Annotated in this window: 18 protein-coding genes; 14 read left to right on the top strand and 4 right to left on the bottom strand. The window is 66.0% G+C overall.

The annotated features are described in order from the left end of the window. Positions 1-285 precede the first annotated feature (285 nt). The 4 genes from AC5P9N_RS20920 to flgA all read right to left on the bottom strand — a co-directional run bounded on the left by AC5P9N_RS20920 (position 286) and on the right by flgA (position 2,967). A complete protein-coding gene (locus tag AC5P9N_RS20920) occupies positions 286-1,503 on the bottom strand; it encodes an ATP-binding protein (protein ID WP_005409581.1) in 1,218 nt (405 codons plus the stop codon). 91 nt (positions 1,504-1,594) lie between these two features. After that, on the bottom strand, positions 1,595-1,933 hold the full coding sequence (locus AC5P9N_RS20915; RefSeq protein ID WP_005409580.1) for a flagellar protein FlgN: 339 nt from the start codon (positions 1,931-1,933) through the stop codon (positions 1,595-1,597). Continuing rightward, positions 1,930-2,235, bottom strand: a complete 306-nt coding sequence (flgM, locus tag AC5P9N_RS20910; RefSeq protein WP_005409579.1) for a flagellar biosynthesis anti-sigma factor FlgM — start codon at positions 2,233-2,235, stop codon at positions 1,930-1,932. Before flgM ends, AC5P9N_RS20915 begins: the two co-directional genes overlap by 4 nt. A 75-nt stretch (positions 2,236-2,310) precedes the next feature. Further along, a complete protein-coding gene (gene flgA / locus AC5P9N_RS20905) occupies positions 2,311-2,967 on the bottom strand; it encodes a flagellar basal body P-ring formation chaperone FlgA (RefSeq protein WP_099473118.1) in 657 nt (218 codons plus the stop codon). A 265-nt stretch (positions 2,968-3,232) separates the two neighbouring features. Between flgA and AC5P9N_RS20900 the strand changes: the two genes are divergently transcribed. From AC5P9N_RS20900 to AC5P9N_RS20835, 14 genes are all read left to right on the top strand, one after another. Next, complete coding sequence (locus AC5P9N_RS20900; RefSeq protein ID WP_005409577.1) at positions 3,233-4,177, top strand: chemotaxis protein; 945 nt, start codon at positions 3,233-3,235, stop codon at positions 4,175-4,177. Between the two features lie 137 nt (positions 4,178-4,314). Beyond that, the gene (flgB, locus tag AC5P9N_RS20895) at positions 4,315-4,710 is read left to right on the top strand and encodes a flagellar basal body rod protein FlgB (RefSeq protein WP_005409576.1); all 396 of its coding nucleotides are present in this window, start codon (positions 4,315-4,317) and stop codon (positions 4,708-4,710) included. Positions 4,711-4,713: 3 nt separating this feature from the next. Next, complete coding sequence (gene flgC, locus AC5P9N_RS20890; protein WP_005409575.1) at positions 4,714-5,121, top strand: flagellar basal body rod protein FlgC; 408 nt, start codon at positions 4,714-4,716, stop codon at positions 5,119-5,121. Positions 5,122-5,144: 23 nt separating this feature from the next. Beyond that, positions 5,145-5,828, top strand: a complete 684-nt coding sequence (locus AC5P9N_RS20885; RefSeq protein ID WP_099484550.1) for a flagellar hook assembly protein FlgD — start codon at positions 5,145-5,147, stop codon at positions 5,826-5,828. 32 nt (positions 5,829-5,860) lie between these two features. Then, positions 5,861-7,084, top strand: coding sequence for a flagellar hook protein FlgE (gene flgE / locus AC5P9N_RS20880; protein ID WP_099484549.1), 1,224 nt, complete (start codon positions 5,861-5,863; stop codon positions 7,082-7,084). Positions 7,085-7,116: 32 nt separating this feature from the next. Next, positions 7,117-7,866, top strand: coding sequence for a flagellar basal body rod protein FlgF (locus AC5P9N_RS20875; protein WP_012480125.1), 750 nt, complete (start codon positions 7,117-7,119; stop codon positions 7,864-7,866). 102 nt (positions 7,867-7,968) lie between these two features. Then, entirely contained in the window at positions 7,969-8,754 is a 786-nt protein-coding gene (gene flgG, locus AC5P9N_RS20870; protein WP_005409571.1) for a flagellar basal-body rod protein FlgG, read from the top strand. A gap of 22 nt (positions 8,755-8,776) precedes the next feature. Continuing rightward, positions 8,777-9,469 carry a flagellar basal body L-ring protein FlgH gene (gene flgH, locus AC5P9N_RS20865; RefSeq protein ID WP_099484548.1) on the top strand — a complete coding sequence of 231 codons (693 nt, stop codon included), beginning with the start codon at positions 8,777-8,779 and terminating at the stop codon, positions 9,467-9,469. A 2-nt stretch (positions 9,470-9,471) separates the two neighbouring features. Further along, positions 9,472-10,608 (top strand): flagellar basal body P-ring protein FlgI, encoded by a 1,137-nt coding sequence (locus AC5P9N_RS20860; protein ID WP_049395878.1) that lies wholly within the window; start codon positions 9,472-9,474, stop codon positions 10,606-10,608. 1 nt (position 10,609) lies between these two features. After that, entirely contained in the window at positions 10,610-11,809 is a 1,200-nt protein-coding gene (gene flgJ / locus AC5P9N_RS20855) for a flagellar assembly peptidoglycan hydrolase FlgJ (protein WP_099484547.1), read from the top strand. An 8-nt stretch (positions 11,810-11,817) separates the two neighbouring features. Continuing rightward, entirely contained in the window at positions 11,818-13,698 is a 1,881-nt protein-coding gene (flgK, locus tag AC5P9N_RS20850; RefSeq protein ID WP_099484546.1) for a flagellar hook-associated protein FlgK, read from the top strand. Beyond that, positions 13,695-14,897 carry a flagellar hook-associated protein FlgL gene (flgL, locus tag AC5P9N_RS20845; protein WP_005409566.1) on the top strand — a complete coding sequence of 401 codons (1,203 nt, stop codon included), beginning with the start codon at positions 13,695-13,697 and terminating at the stop codon, positions 14,895-14,897. The genes flgK and flgL overlap by 4 nt, the downstream gene beginning before the upstream one ends. A gap of 418 nt (positions 14,898-15,315) precedes the next feature. Beyond that, a complete protein-coding gene (locus AC5P9N_RS20840; protein WP_005413267.1) occupies positions 15,316-16,536 on the top strand; it encodes a flagellin in 1,221 nt (406 codons plus the stop codon). Between the two features lie 72 nt (positions 16,537-16,608). Then, positions 16,609-16,748, top strand: a 140-nt coding sequence (locus AC5P9N_RS20835) for a flagellin N-terminal helical domain-containing protein (protein ID WP_482995120.1), incomplete at its 3' end; no start/stop codon positions are given.

Here is a 16,748-nt window from a genome sequence, read left to right as displayed (position 1 = left end):
GGCCGCTGGCCGGCTGCTCTCGATGCCTGGTTCAAAGAGGTTGCCGGCCAGCGGCCGGCACTACCCGAAGCGCGAACCCAGGTCGGGGACAAGCCCTGGTAGAGCCGGCCGCTGGCCGGCTGCTCTCGATGCCCGGTTCAAAGAAGTTGCCGGCCAGCGGCCGGCACTACCCGAAGCGCGAACCCAGGTCGGGGACAAGCCCTGGTAGAGCCGGCCGCTGGCCGGCTGCTCTCGATGCCCGGTTCAATGAGGTTGCCGGCCAGCGGCCGGCACTACCCGAAGGGGTCAGCGCGGCTGCTTCACCGGCAGCACCACGCGGAAGCGCGAGCCCACGCCCGGGGTGCTGTCCAGGTCGATGCGGCCATGGTGCTTGTTGATGATGCTGTAGGAGATCGACAGGCCCAGGCCGGTACCGCTGCCCACCGGCTTGGTGGTGAAGAACGGATCGAAGATGCGCTGGCGCAGTTCCGGCGAGATGCCGCCGCCAGTGTCTTCAAATTCGACCCATACCTGGTCACCGTCGACACCAGTACGCACGGTGATCGTGCCACGCTCGGCAATGGCGTGGCCGGCGTTGAGCAGCAGGTTCATGTAGACCTGGTTCAACTCGGACGGCAGGCATTCCACCAGCGGCAGCTGGCCGAACTCACGCACCAGGGTGACCTTGTACTTGAGCTCGTTCCAGATGATGTTGATGGTCGATTCCAGCCCTGCGTGCAGGTCGACCAGCTTCCACGATTCGTCGCGGCCGGAATACGAGAAGTCCTTCAGGTCACGCACGATGCGGGTCACCCGTTCGATGCCTTCGCGCGATTCGGCCATCAGCTGCGGCAGGTCGCGGCTGATGAAATCGATGTCCAGGCGGTCACGGATATCGTCGATTTCCGGAATCAACGCCTTCGGGTCGGGCGCACGAAGGGCGCGTTCGTAGGCTTCGATCACCGTGAACAGGCTGCGCAGGTACTCCTGCAGGCTGCCCAGGTTGGAGTGCACGTAGCCGATCGGGTTGTTGATCTCGTGCGCCACGCCGGCAGCGAGCTGGCCGATGGACGCCATCTTTTCCGACTGCAGCAGTTTTTCCTGGGTACCGTTCAGGCGCAGGTAGGCCTGCCGCAGCTCGGCATGGCGCTGCTGCAGCTCGCGCTCGTAGTCTTCCTGCCCTTCGATATGGCGGAACAACGCCAGGAAGTGCCCCTGGCCGACCGGGCCGTGGTGGTAGAGGTGGGCGATGACCACACCCTCCCCCAGCGGCAGGCTGCCGTTCCAGTGACCATGCTGCCGCGCCTGTTCCAGCGCATCGGGTGGCAGCAGCTCACGCAGCCGCTGCGGCGGCAATGCACCGTCCTCCCCACCGGCCAACAGGTTCTGCGCAGCCGGATTGGCCAGCGCCACCTGCCCGTCTTCAGTGAACAGCAGCAGCCCTTCGCGCAGGCGCTCAAGCAGGGCTTGCAGCACCGGCTGCGGAGGAAGGGGGGCGGTAACCAGGGCGTTGGCAGCGGACACGGCGACTCGGGACGTTCGAACAGGCGCCCAATATACGCGGTCACGCAGCGGGCTTCAGCCCGCGGGGGTGGGTAGTGCGACCGCCGTCGCGTCAGGCGACGGCGAGTGGGCGGCGGGCAGTAACGGTGTGTGACTGGCCCTTGGCGTCATAGGCCGAGGCGTCTTCGGTACGGCCCAACTGGCGCAATGCCCAGTTGACTTCGCGTCGGCGCCGCGAAAGCAGCACGCCATTGGCGCGGTTGCGCTCGGCCAGTTCCTGCAGCTGCTCGCCCTGCCCCACCGGCGGCGCACCTTCCAGCGCACGCAGCGCTTCCAGCTTGGCGCCGGTGGCCCGGATCAAGGCGTGCACGTCGTGCTCGACCAGGGCCTGGCGTTCAACGTCCAGGGCCTGGGCGAGGCGCTGCAGCGGCTCGCTCATCGCCGCGGTCATCCGTGCAGCTGCTGGTCCAGATCGAGCATGCGCGATGCGATCGCGTCCGGATTGATCTTGTAGGTGCCGTTCTGCAGCGACTCGCGCACGGCGGCCACGCGCTGGGCGTCGATCGCCGGGGCGGTGGTCAGCTCACGCTCGATGGCCTGCAGATTGGTGGCCTCGCCGGTCAGGCGCAGGCTGTCGGCCGCCTCGACCGGGCGCGCCGCCGCATCGGTGCTGACGCCGGGCTTGTTGGCCGGGGTCGTCACGCTGCGCAGTGCCTGGGGGACCTGCAGGTTGCCGTCGATTTTCTGGCTCATGGGGTGTCCTGGAGTTGCCGTTCACAAGGGATAACGGCCGCAGGGCCGTGATCTTTAGGGATATTTTGCGGTAATTCAACGCGCCACGATTACGTCACCTGCGGCATCGACCGTGCCCTGCACGATCCGCCGCGAGGACAGGTTCTCGACCGAGACCCGCTCGTTCTCACCGGCATCACCCATCGCACGGCCGGCAATGCGGACCTCGACCGAACCGCGACGCGACACCAGGGCTACATTGTCTCCTCGCTTGATGAGACGCTGAACCACCAGGTCGTTGTTCGACAGCAGGGCTCCGGCCTGCAACGGACGGCGGGCGATGCGGCCGATCGCTGCATTGGGATCGGCCAGCACCGCACCGGCAATCCGGGCAGCGTCACGCTGGGCAGTGGTGATATCGGCGGCGGTGAGGGTTTCTCCAGTGCCGATTCCACGATTGAGCACCAGCACGGTCTGGTTGCGCCGCACCTTCACCGGCACGAACAGGCGCCAGCCCCCCGCATCAGGGCAACTGACCTCCACCGTGGTGTTGGCGGTTGGCTGTACCTGCAGCGCGCCGCCACACTTGGGCAGGCGCAGCGCATCGGCCACCTGGGCCTCACCCTCGCTGCCGGCCGGCAGCGTCGACAACGCTGCGGTGCGGATGCTGGCTACGGGTTGCCAGTCGGCGGCCGCCGCCCACGGCGAGGCCAGGGCAAGCGCGATGGCCAATAGAGATGTGACCCGGCGCATGGCGCCTCCTGTCGATGGGACCTGGCCCAGCTGCGTGCAAGGTGTGTGCCAGAGACCGGGTCTCGGGATGGGGCCTGTAGAGTCGACTGTTAGTCGACTTTCGCGTCAGTCGACTTTCGCGCGAAGCGCGGGATTTCCCGCGATCGGATAAGAGCAGTCGACTATAAGAGCAGTCGACTCACAGTCGACTCTACAGAAGCGGTGTGGAGCGCGTGGGCGGCAGAGCGCCCTCAAGTTCGGCGCCTACCCCGCCGATACAGCAGCCATGTCCCATGACCTGCTCAACCGGATCGACCAGCGGACCCGTCTGGCCGGCCACAATCGCCTGGCGCTGCTGCTGTTCCGTCTCGGCGGACGTCAGCTTTTTGGCGTCAATGTCTTCAAGGTGCAGGAAGTCCTGCGGCGCCCGGAACTGTTCCAGGTGCCCGGGCTGCCCAGCCAGTTCTCCGGCGTGGCCGACGTGCGTGGCCGCTCGGTGCCGGTGCTGGACCTCGGCCTGGCCATCGGCCATCCCGAGCGCGAGCCGGAGGCGGACACCTCGCCCGGCTACCTTGTCGTCACCGAGTTCAACCGCTCGATCCAGGGCTTCCTGGTCAGCGGCGTGGAGCGCATCGTCAACATCGCGGTGGAAGACATCCATCCGCCGCCGGAACTGGGCGCCGAATCGAGCTACCTGACCGCAGTGACCCGCTTCCAGGGTGAACTGATTCAGGTGATCGACGTGGAAAGCGTCCTGGCCGACATCGCCCAGGTGCGCGGCGAAGCGGTGCTGGATCCGGCGATGGCGATGCCCTCCGACGGCCCGCAGCTGCAGGTGCTGGTGGTGGATGACTCGCGCGTTGCCCGCCAGCAGATCCGCAGCGTGCTCGACCAGCTGGGCGTGGGTGCCACCCTGCTCTCGGACGGCAAGCAGGCGCTGGACCATCTGCTGCAGATCCACGCCTCGGGCGAGAACCCGGCCGAGCGCTATGCCATGGTCATCTCGGACATCGAGATGCCGGCCATGGACGGCTATACGCTGACGACGGAAATCCGGCGCCATCCGGGCCTGGCCGGCCTGTACGTGCTGCTGCACACCTCGCTGTCGGGCGTCTTCAACAACGCCATGGTCGAGCGCGTGGGCGCCAACGCCTTCGTCGCCAAGTACTCGCCGCACGAGCTGGCCGATTTCGTGCTGGACCGCCTGCGCAAGGTGGCGCTGGCGGCCTGAGGCCACTGATCCGGTAGTGCCGGCCGCTGGCCGGCAACCGCAGATCCATCGGGGAGCCGGCCAGCGGCCGGCACTACCCTCTCGAATTTGGCACACCCCTTGCAGCTTCCCGGGCAACGTTCCCGTGGGAGTGCACCGTGCGCAACCTGATTACCGACTACCTGGGCGTCCATGCCCAGGCCATGCCGTTGCGCGAACAGCGGATGAAGCTGATCGCCAGCAACCTCGGCAATGCCGACACTCCCGGCTACAAGGCCCAGGACCTGGACTTCGACGCCGCCCTGCGCCATGCCCAGGGGCAGGATGCCAATGGCCTGATGGCCACCACCCATGAGCAGCACTACGAAATCAGTAGTGGCCTGAACCCGTTCCAGATCGCGCGCGAAGGCGTGCAACCCAGCCTGGACGGCAACACCGTCGATCCCGATGCCGAGCGTGCGGCCTATGGCCGCGCCGCGCTCGAGTACCGCGCTTCGCTCAGCTTCGTCGAGAGCAAGGTGCGTTCCATGTTGACCGCGATCACGGGGCAATAAGCCATGAGCAACCTGCCGATCTTCGATATCGCCGGCTCCGCGCTGCAGGCGCAGTCGGTGCGCATGAGCACCATCGCCTCCAACCTCTCCAACGCCGATACCGTCGCCGGTTCCGCCGACGCGGTGTACAAGCCGCTGGAGCCGATCTTCCAGGCCGTCACCAGCAAGAACGATCCGAACATCACCTCGGTGAAGGTGAAGGAGATCACCCAAAGCGATGCGGCGCCGATCAAACGCTATGAGCCGGGCCACCCGCTGGCCGATGGCGATGGCTACATCTACCAGCCCGACGTCGACCCGGTGGCGCAGATGGTCAACCTGATCTCGACCTCGCGCAACTACCAGGCCGGCGTGGAGATGTTGACCACCGCCAAGGAACTGGCCCTGGCCACCCTGACCATGGGCCGCTGAGGCCCGCAGTACCGGATACCGCCATGACCACCGCCGTCAACAACCAGACCAACCAGGACGTCTACGCCGCACTTGGTCTGAACGCCCCGAACAGCAACGCCACCAAGAAGAAGAACACGCTGGACCAGGCCGATTTCCTGCGCCTGATGACCGAACAGCTGCAGCACCAGGATCCGCTGAAGCCGATGGACAACACGCAGATGGTCGCGCAGATGGCGCAGATGTCCACCGTGCAGGGCATCACCGATCTGAACAAGACGGTGAAGGGCTTCCAGGAATCGATGGCCAGCGACCAGGTGCTGCGTGGTGCGGCGCTGGTCGGCCACCAGGTGCTGGTGCCGTCGGAAAAGCTGGTGCTGGAAAAGGAAGGCAACGTTGAAGGCACGGTGGCCGCGCCCTCGGCCGGCATCATCACCGTCGACATCACCGATGCCACCGGCGCCAAGGTCACCTCGCTGAGCGTGGAAGCCAAGGCCGCCGGCGAGACTGCGTTCCAGTGGGACGGCAAGGATGCCAACGGCAAGCGCATGGAGCCGGGCAAGTATTCCATCGTTGCCAACCACGTCGATACCGCCGGCAAGAGCACCAAGCTGTCCACCTACGTGCAGGCGCCGGTGGAAAGCGTGACCGTCGGTTCCGACGGCCTGTACCTGAACCTCAAGGGCCTGGGCACGGCCCCGATCGACTACGTGCTCCGCGTCAGCTGAGCCGCACACCCCGCACTTACCAGGAGCATCCCATGGGCTTCAATGTCTCGCTGTCCGGCATCAATGCCGCCAATTCCGACCTGAGCGTCACCGCCAACAACGTCGCCAACGTCAACACCACCGGCTTCAAGGAATCGCGCGCCGAATTCGCCGACCTGTTCTCGGCCACCGGCTATGGACTGTCGAAGAACGCGGTCGGCTCTGGCGTGCGCGTTTCCAATGTCGCCCAGCAGTTCAAGCAGGGCCACAACGAACAGACCGGCCGCAGCCTGGACATGGCCATTTCCGGTGAAGGCTTCTTCACCATGAACATGAACGGCACCCGCGTGTACTCGCGCGCCGGCAACTTCCAGACCGATGCATCGGGCTACGTGGTCAACCCGCAGGGCGCGCGCCTGCAGGTGTTCGCACCGAATGCCGATGGCACCAACTTCGATGCCGGCCGCCTGGTCGACCTGCAGCTGCTGACCACCGACAGCCCGCCGAAGCAGACCAGCGAAGTGAAGGTTGGCTTCACCCTGCCGGCCAACGCCAAGCAACCGACGGTGGCGACCTTCGACCCGGCCGATTCGAACAGCTACAACCACTCCAGCGGTGGCATCACCGTGTACGACTCGCTGGGCGTGAGCCACATCCAGGTCTCGTACTTCGTCAAGGGCGCCAACCCCAACGAATGGACCGTGCGCAATTACGTCGATGGCCAGCCGGCCGGCGCACCGACCCCGGTCACCTTCGACAACAGCGGCAAGCTGGTCGCACCTGCCAACGGCAAGGTCAGCCTCGGCACCTTCACCCCGACCACCGGTGCCGGCGTGCTGAACATGACGCTGGACGTGAGCGGCTCGACCCAGTACGGCGAAAAGTTCGCGCTGCGCAACACCCAGCAGGACGGCTACGCCGCCGGCAAGCTCAATGAGATCACCGTGTCGGAAACCGGCGTGGTCTACGCGCGTTACTCCAATGGCGCCGACAAGCCGCTGGGCCAGGTCGCGCTGACCACCTTCAACAATCCGCAGGGCCTGGAATCGAAGGGCAACAACCTGTGGGTGGACACCTTCAGCTCGGGCACGCCGCGCACCGGCATGCCGGATACCTCCAACCTCGGCAAGATCCAGGCTGGCTCGCTGGAAGCATCCACCGTCGACCTCACCGAGCAGCTGGTCAACATGATCACCGCGCAGCGCAACTTCCAGGCCAACGCGCAGATGATCACCACCCAGGACCAGATCACCCAGACCGTCATCAACATCCGTTGATGAGCTGCTGACCCTGTCACGGAACTCCCCGCATGGATAAAGCCCTTTACGTGGCGATGACCGGTGCCCGCGCCTCCCTGCAGGCGCAGGGAACGCTCAGCCACAACCTCGCCAACTCGGACACCCCTGGCTTCAAGGAAGCGCTGGCCAACACCGAAGCCTTCCCGATCAAGGGCCCGGGCTTTGCCTCGCGGGTGGATGCGCTGCACGTCGATGCCGGCTTCAACCGCACGCCCGGCTCGCAGCACATTACCGGCAAGCCGCTGGATCTGTCCCTGCAGACCGGCACCTGGCTGGCGGTGCAGTCCAGCGACGGCAGCGAGGCGTACACGCGCGGTGCTGCACTGTCGGTCACCCCGAACGGCCAGCTGGTGACCTCCAGCGGCCGTCCGGTACTGGATGACAACAACAATCCGATCGCCATTCCGCCCTACCAGGCCATGGAGATCGGCGCCGACGGCACGATCTCGATCATTCCACAGGGCGAAGGCCCGCAGACGATGGCGCAGATCGGCCGGATCAAGGTGGTGCAGGCGCCGGACGAGCGCCTTGAGCGTGGCCTGGATGGCCTGTTCCGCAACACCGACCCGCGCCAGCCGTTCGCCCCGGCACAGGGCACGGCCGTGCACAGCGGCCAGCTGGAAGGCAGCAACGTGGACGCCGCAGGCGCGCTGGTGCAGATGATCCAGCTGCAGCGCCAGTACGAAATGCAGGTGCAGGTGATCAAGCACGGCGACGAGAACGCGCGCAGCGCCAACAGCATGCTGCGCCTGGGCAGCTGACGGAATTCCGGCGCCGCCTGACAGCGGCGCTGGCACACCGCTTGCACACCCGAAGACAAGGGCCGCACCGCGCGGCCGGCTCCACCAGACAGGACACCGAAGATGAACCAGGCATTGTGGATCGCGAAAACCGGACTGGATGCGCAGCAGATGCGCATGTCGGTGGTTTCCAACAACCTCGCCAACACCAACACCACCGGCTTCAAGCAGGACCGTGCCAGTTTTGAAGACCTGCTGTACCAGCAGGTGCGCCAGCCCGGCGGATCCTCGTCGGCACAGACGCAGCTGCCAACCGGCCTGCAGCTGGGTACCGGCGTGCGCGTGGTCGCCACCGCCAAGAATTTTGAACAGGGTGGCCAGCAGCAGACCGGCCGCGCCCTCGACGTGATGGTCAATGGCCGCGGCTTCTTCGAGGTTCAGATGCCTGATGGCAGCTCGGCCTACACCCGTGATGGCTCGTTCAAGATCAACCAGGACAGCGAGCTGGTCACCAACAGCGGCTACCCGGTGCAGCCAGGCATCCAGATTCCCGAAGGCGCGCAGTCGGTAACCATCGGTACCGACGGCACCATCAGCGTGAAGATGGCCGACGGCGCCGCCTCGGTGGAAGTCGGCGCGCTGACCCTGACCGACTTCGTCAATCCGGCCGGCCTGCAGGCCCGTGGCGAGAATCTGTTCCTCGAGACCACTGCGTCCGGTCCGGCACAGAACGGCAACCCCGGCCTCAACGGCCTCGGCACCGTGGTGCAGGGCGCGCTGGAAGGCAGCAACGTCAACGTGGTGGAAGAGCTGGTGTCGATGATCGAAACCCAGCGCGCCTACGAAATGAACGCCAAGGCGATTTCCACCACCGATTCGATGCTCGGCTACCTCAACAACAAGCTCTGACCGGCCAACCCGGGAAACCGCCATGTCGCCCATTTCCAACTTCGCCCGCACTGCCCTCGCCTGCACCGTGGCTGCCCTGCTCGGTGGCTGCGTCATTGCCGGCGATGTGCGCCCCTATCCGGCAATGGCACCGATCCAGCCGATCATGCCACCGCAGGCCGAACCGACCGCCGGCGCGATCTACGCGGCCGGCCCGACCCTGCAGTTGTATTCGGACCGTCGCGCGCGCGATGTCGGCGACCTGCTGACCATCACCCTGCTGGAGAACACCACCGCGCAGACCAGCGCCAACACGGCCACCAACAAGGAATCCAACCTGAGCCTGGGCACGCCGTCCATCCTCGGTGCGCCGGTCACCCTGGGCGGCAAGGACATCCTCAGTGCGACGGCCAAGGGCGCGCGTGACTTCACCGGCAAGGGCAACAGCGCGCAGAGCAACCGCCTGCAGGGCAGTGTCACCGTCACGGTGATCCAGCGCCTGCCCAATGGCAACCTGGTGGTACAGGGGCAGAAGAACCTGCGGCTGAACCAGGGTGATGAACTGGTGCAGGTGCAGGGCATCGTGCGCCCGGGCGACATCAGCCAGGACAACAGCATTCCTTCCAGCCGCGTGGCCGAAGCCCGCATCGTCTACGGCGGCCGCGGCCCGGTCGCGCAGTCCAACGCGATGGGCTGGCTGAGCCGCTTCTTCAATTCCGGCCTGACGCCGTTCTGAGTATGGCCATGAAACTCCTCCCCTCTTCTTTCTGGCAGCGCCGCGTGGCGTCGTTCGTCGCGCTGATGCTGATGATCGTGGCAACCCCGGCCAGCGCCGAGCGCATCAAGGACCTGGCCCAGGTCGGCGGCGTGCGTGGTAACGCCCTGGTGGGCTACGGCCTGGTGGTCGGCCTGGATGGCAGCGGCGACCGCACCAGCCAGGCACCCTTCACCGTGCAGAGCCTGAAGAACCTGCTCGGCGAGCTGGGCGTGAATGTTCCGCCGAACGTCAACCCACAGCTGAAGAACGTGGCCGCCGTGGCGATCCACGCTGAACTGCCGCCGTTCGCCAAGCCAGGCCAGCCGATCGATATCACCGTGTCCTCGATCGGCAACGCGGTCTCGCTGCGTGGCGGTTCGCTGTTGATGGCCCCGCTGCGCGGCGCCGACGGCCAGATCTATGCCATCGCCCAGGGCAACCTGATCGTGGGCGGCTTTGGTGCACAGGGCAAGGATGGTTCCCGTGTCTCGGTGAACGTGCCCAGCGTCGGCCGTATTCCCAATGGCGCCACCGTGGAGCGTGCGCTGCCCGATCCGCTGGCCAACGGCGGCGAGATCACCCTGAACCTCCACAACAATGACTTCACCACGGTCTCGCGCATGGTCGCTGCGCTCAACAATGCGTTCGGCGACGGTGCGGCGCGTGCGGTCGACGGCGTGACCGTGGCGGTTACCGCGCCGACCGATCCGGGCGCACGCATCGGCCTGCTGGCGCGCATCGAGAACCTGGAACTGACCCCGGGCAGCGCTCCGGCCAAGGTGGTGGTCAATTCGCGTACCGGCACCGTGGTCATCGGCCAGCAGGTGCGCGTGGGACCTGCCGCGATCTCGCACGGTTCGCTGACCGTGACCATCCAGGAAAACACCAACGTCAGCCAGCCCAATGCGCTGTCCGGCGGCCGTACCGTAGCCAGCCCGCAGTCGACCATCACCGCCACCAACGACGGCAGCCGCATGTTCAAGTTCAGCGGCGGCACCACCCTGGACGAGATCGTGCACGCGGTGAACGCCGTGGGCGCAGCACCAGGCGATCTCATCGCGATCCTGGAAGCCCTGAAGCAGGCCGGCGCATTGAGTGCCGAGCTCGAGGTGATCTGATATGCGCATCAATCCCGCATTCGATCTGCACCCGGCACAACAGAACGATCCGGCGAAGATCGACAAGGTCGCGCGCCAGCTGGAAGGCCAGTTCGCGCAGATGCTGGTCAAGAGCATGCGTGACGCCAGCTTCGGCGACTCGCTGTTCCCCGGCGAAAACAAGATGTTCCGCGAGATGTACGACCAGAAGATTGCCGAGGCGATGACCCGCGGCAAAGGCCTGGGCCTGTCCGGCATGATCAGCCGGCAGCTGTCCGGCCAGGCCGCCGATGGCCCGGCGCTGGATACCCGCGTGGACCCGGCCAAGGCCAGCCGTGCCTATCAGCTCAATGCACCGGCCAAGCCGGCACCGTCGCTGCCGCTGGAAGACGGTAGCCAGGCCGTGCGTTTGCTGCAGCAGATGGCCGCCGGCGCCCAGTCCGGCGCACACGCGGCGGTTGCACCGATGGAACAGGCGCTGGACCTGATCGCCGGGCGCGAAAGCAGCAGCATGCACCGCTCGCTGGGTACCGAAGATCCTTACATCAGCGGCCTGCAAGGCGAGGACTGGGCTGCCAACAGCGACCAGTGGTCGGCCACCGCCAGCAACCGCGGCACGGCAATCAGCCCGGCCGATGCGATGGCGACCCGCACCGCCGTCGCCCAGCTGGGCGAACACACTCCGGAAGGCTTCGTCGCCAGCATCTGGCAGCACGCGCAGCGTGCGGCCAAGGAACTGGGCGTGGATGCCCGCGCCCTGGTTGCCCAGGCGGCGCTGGAAACCGGCTGGGGCAAGCGCCACATCAAGCATGCCGACGGCAGCACCTCGCACAACCTGTTCGGCATCAAGGCCAATGGCTGGAACGGCCAGCGCGCCGTGGCCGGCACCCACGAGTACGTCGACGGCGTGCGCCGCAACGAGACCGCCAGCTTCCGTGCCTACAGTTCGCCGGCCGAGAGCTTTGCCGACTACGTGCGCCTGCTGAAGACCAGCCCGCGCTACCAGCAGGCCCTGCAGGCCGGCACCGACGTGCAGGGCTTCGCCCGTGGCCTGCAGCGCGCCGGCTATGCCACCGACCCGCGCTACGCGGCCAAGATCGCCGCGATCGCCGGCGGACCGACCATCGAGCGCGCCGTCAGCGCCGTGGCCGATGCCGGCTCGCGCCTTGGCCAGACCTTCGCCAGCACCGCAACCGCGGCGCTGGGTATCACCCGTCGTTGAGGAACCCCATGTCCAGCGTACTTTCCACCGGTACCGGTGCCCTGCTCGCCTTCCAGCGTGCGTTGGCGACCACCAGCCACAACGTGGCCAACCTCAATACTCCGGGCTATAGCCGGCAGAAGGTCAACTTCGCCACGGCTGATCCCCAGAACTACGGCTACGGCACGGTCGGCAACGGCACCCGCATCACCGACATCCGCCGTACCGCCGACCAGCTGGCGATCTCGCGCCTGCTCGACAGCAGCGGCGAGCTGGCGCGCCTGAAGCAGCTCTCCGGCATGGCCGACCGGGTCAATTCGTTGTTCTCCGACGCGGCAACCAACGTGTCCGGCGTCTGGTCGAAGTTCTTCGATTCGGTCAGCGGCCTGTCCTCCAATGCCGCCGGCACCGCCGACCGCCAGAACATGCTGGATGGTGGCAAGGCGCTGGCCAACCGCTTCGTGCAGCTCAACACGCACCTGAACAACCTCAACAGCGAGGTCAACAACGGCCTGCTGGCCGGTGCCACCGAGGTCAACCGGCTGGCGCAGGAGATCGCGCAGATCAACGGTGCGATCGGCACCAACATCGCTACCGCCGCACCGGACCTGCTCGACCGCCGCGATCAGCTGATCACCCAGCTGATCGGCTACACCGGTGGCACGGCGGTGATCCAGGACGGCGGCATCATGAATGTCTACACCGCCGGCGGCAACGCACTGGTGGTGGGCACCACGGCGACCAAGGTCACCACCGTGGCCGACCCGTACCAGCCCGAGCGCCTGCAGCTGGCGCTGGAAACGCAGGGCAACACCATCCGCCTCGACCCGAAGGCAGTCGGTGGCCAGATCGGCGGCCTGCTGGAATTCCGCGACACCGTGCTGACGCCTGCCCAGGCCGAACTGGGCAAGCTGGCGGTAGGCCTGGCCGAGAGCTTCAACCAGGTGCATCACCAGGGCGTGGACCTGTATGGCCAGCTGGGGGGTGACTTCTTCAACATCGGCAATCCACGCGTCACCGCCAACAATGCCAACACCGGCACCGCCAGCCTCAGCGCCAGTTACGGCGACCTCGGCAAGCTGGAAGCGCAGAACGTGGTGCTGCAGTTCGATGGCACCAACTGGAAGGCCAGTCGTGCCGACACCGGTGCGAACGTTCCGCTGACCGGCACCGGTACGGCCGCCGATCCACTGGTGATCAACGGCGTCAAGCTGGTGGTCGGCGGTACCCCGGCGGCCAACGACCGCTTCCTGCTGCAGCCGACCGCAGGCGTGGCGGGCAGCATGGAAGTGGCGATCACCGATCCGTCGCGCATCGCCGCTGCCGCGGCGGTGAAGGGCGCGGCGGCGACGTCCAACACGGGCACCGGCAAGCTGAGCGGTGTCACCGTCAGCGATTCGACCAACGCCAACCTGCGCAATCCGGCCGCGATCGTGTTCACCTCGGCCACCACCTATACCATCGATGGGGGCCCGCCGCAGACCTATACTCCCGGCCAGACCATCAGTGCCAATGGCTGGAGCTTCGTGCTGGACGGTGCGCCGAAGGTTGGCGACACCTTCAACATCACCCCGACTCCGGCGGGCTCGTCGGACAACAGCAACGCCTCCAGGCTGTCCAAGGTGGAGAGCGCCAAGGCATTCAACAGCGGCACGGTCACCCTCAACGGCGCCCTGGGGGGCCTGACCACCCAGGTCGGTGCAGCCGCCCGCTCGGCCGAGTATTCGCTGGAAGCGCAGCTGGTGATCAATGACAAGGCGCAGGAAGCACGCGATGAAGTATCCGGCGTCAATCTGGACGAAGAGGCGGCCGACATGCTTCGCCTGCAACAGGCCTACCAGGCAGCCTCGCAGCTGATCTCCACCGCCGACAGCATGTTCCAGACCATCCTGGGAGCCGTCCGTCGATGAGCAGCCGTATCTCCACAAGCATGATGTTCAACCAGTCCGTGTCGCTGATGATGGCCAAGCAGGCCAAGCTCAGCCACCTGGAGCAGCAGATCGCCACCGGCAGCAAGATCGTCAGCGCCAAGGACGATCCGGTTGCCGCTGGTGCGGCGGTCGGGCTTGACCGCAGCCTGGCCGCACTGGACCGGATGAAACTGAATGCCGGCAACGTGCAGAACCGACTGGGCGTACAGGAAAACACCCTGGCCCAGGTCAACGACCTGATGGCGCGCGTCAACGACCTGACCATCCAGGCCAGCAATCCGGCACTGGGCGCCGCCGACAAGAAAACGCTGATCACCGAACTGAACCAGATCCGCGAGGGCCTGCTGTCGCTGGCCAACGCCGACGACGGCACCGGCCGCTATGTGTTCGGCGGCACCAACGATGGCGATCCGCCGTTCGCCAAGATCAATGGCAAGGTGGTCTACCGTGGCGACCAGACCCAGCGCCAGATTGAAGTCGGCCCCGATACCTATGTGCGGGATGCCCTGCCCGGCAGCGAAATCTTCATGCGCATTCCTACCGGCGACGGCTTCGTCGATGGTGTCGCCGCGGCCGGCAATACCGGCAACGGCGTGCTGACCAACATCACCCGCGATGGCAGCGACAGCTGGAACGGCCAGTCCTTCAGCATCCGCTTCACCGCCGCCGACCAGTACCAGGTACTGGACGGCGCTGGCAACGTGACCGGCACCGGCACGTTCAAGGCTGGTGACAACGTCGAAGTCAACGGTGTACGCCTGCAGATCACCGGCGCACCCGCTGCCGGTGACAGTTTCAGTGTGAAGCCGGCAACCAGCCGCGACATCTTCGACACCATGGACAAACTGATTGCCGCGCTTGATGCCGACACCGGCACCACCGCCAAGATGAGCGCGCAGCAGAACGAACTGCAGAGCGCCCTGCGCGATGTGGCCCGTGCGTCGGAGCGGATGATCGATTCGCGTGCGGCCGGCGGTGCGCAGCTGAAGGCACTGGACAATGCCGCCGACATGCGTGAAGCCAACAGCGTGACCCTGAAGACCACGTTGTCGCAGATGCGCGACCTGGACTATGCCGATGCACTGAGTCAGTACCAGCTGCAGAGCACCGCGCTGCAGGCGGCACAGACGATCTTCTCGCAGATGCAGTCGATGTCGTTGTTCAACAAGATCCGCTGACGCTTCCCCAACGTCACCCCCTGAAGGCCGCGATGCCCTGCATCGCGGCCTTTTTCGTTCCTGCGTGCCCGTTCCGTCGCACTCGCCGGGCGTTGCCAGGCGCTACCGGAAAAGTGCTCCTGCGCATTTTCCGTGATTGCCCATCAAGCCCGGCCCTGCCCCGCCGATACCTTCATCAGCGCTGGTTGGGCATGCCCAACCGCCCCTTCCGGGGTCGCCTTCACGCCCGGCCAGGGCTGGAAAACCCCGGAAAAACAGCCTCCGGCACCGGATTTCAGCGTCGACGGAATTCACGGCTAAAGGTTGTTGACAAAGCGCCGTTATTCATTTGGCAACAGCGAAGCACACAGCCACACAAAAAAACAGGCGGCGCTTCGTTTCATTCACCAACGGGTTCCATATAAGAGGAGACGACCCCATGGCACAGGTAATCAACACCAATACGATGTCGCTCAACGCTCAGCGCAACCTGAGCACCAGCGGCAGCTCGCTCGCTACCACCATCCAGCGCCTCTCGTCCGGCCTGCGCATCAACAGCGCGAAGGACGACGCGGCCGGCCTGGCCATCAGCGAGCGCTTCACCACCCAGATCCGTGGTCTGGACGTAGCCATCCGCAACGCCAACGACGGTATCTCGCTGGCCCAGGTCGCCGAGGGTTCGCTGAGCGAAGTCGGCAACAACCTGCAGCGCATCCGTGAACTGGCCGTGCAGTCCTCCAACGCCACCAACTCGGCCAGCGACCGCAAGGCCCTGCAGGCTGAAGTGACCCAGCTGGTCTCGGAAGTCGACCGCGTGGCCAAGCAGGCTGACTTCAACGGCACCAAGCTGCTGGACGGCTCCTTCACCAGCCAGCTGTTCCAGGTCGGCGCCAACGCCGGCCAGGCCATCGCCATCAACAGCGTGGTCAACGCCAAGGCCGATTCGCTGGGCGCGGCAACCTTCGCCAACGGCTACACCGGCACCAGCCTGGCCGCCGCCGACAAGGCCACCGCCGACACCACCTACTCCGGCCTGCAGATCTCGGTGACCCCGCCGGGCGGCACCGCCACCACGGTCACCATCAACGACTTCACCGTGAAGGCGGGCGAATCGATCACCTCGGCCACCTCCGCCGCGATCAACAACAAGCTGGGCGAAACCGGCGTCATGGCCTCGGTCAATGCCGGCGTGATCAGCCTGGCCTCGGTCAAGGACGGTCAGACCTTCACCCTGGGCGTCAGTGCCGCAACCCCGCCGGCTGGCGCCACCGCCGCGACCATCGCTGGCCTGGGCCTGACCGAAACCAGCACCAACGGCGGCCTGCTGACTGGCGCCACGGCCAACTTCGTCAAGGACCTGAACGTCACCACCGCCGAAGGCGCACAGAAGGCGCTGTCGATCGTCGACAAGGCCCTCGAATCGGTCAACAGCGTGCGCGCCGACCTCGGCGCGATCCAGAACCGCTTCACCTCGGTGGTGGCCAACCTGCAGACCTCCTCGGAGAACCTGTCGGCCTCGCGCAGCCGCATCCGCGATACCGACTTCGCCAAGGAAACCGCCGAACTGACCCGCACCCAGATCCTGCAGCAGGCCGGTACGGCCATGCTGGCCCAGGCCAACCAGGTACCGCAGAACGTGCTCAGCCTGTTGCAGCGCTGACATGAGCCGCCCCCGGGGCACGTCGGGGGCGTCTAACCCAACTCACGTGCAACCGCTCAAGGACCTCTCCTCATGGCACAAGTCATCAACACCAATACGATGTCGTTGAATGCTCAGCGTAACCTGAGCACCAGCGGCAGCTCGCTGGCCACCACCATCCAGCGCCTGTCCTCCGGTTCGCGCATCAACAGCGCCAAGGACGACGCCGCCGG

It is taken from the genome of Stenotrophomonas sp. YJH_SMC_6 (genome assembly GCF_059371335.1).
This window is presented reverse-complemented; position numbering and strand designations above follow the sequence as displayed.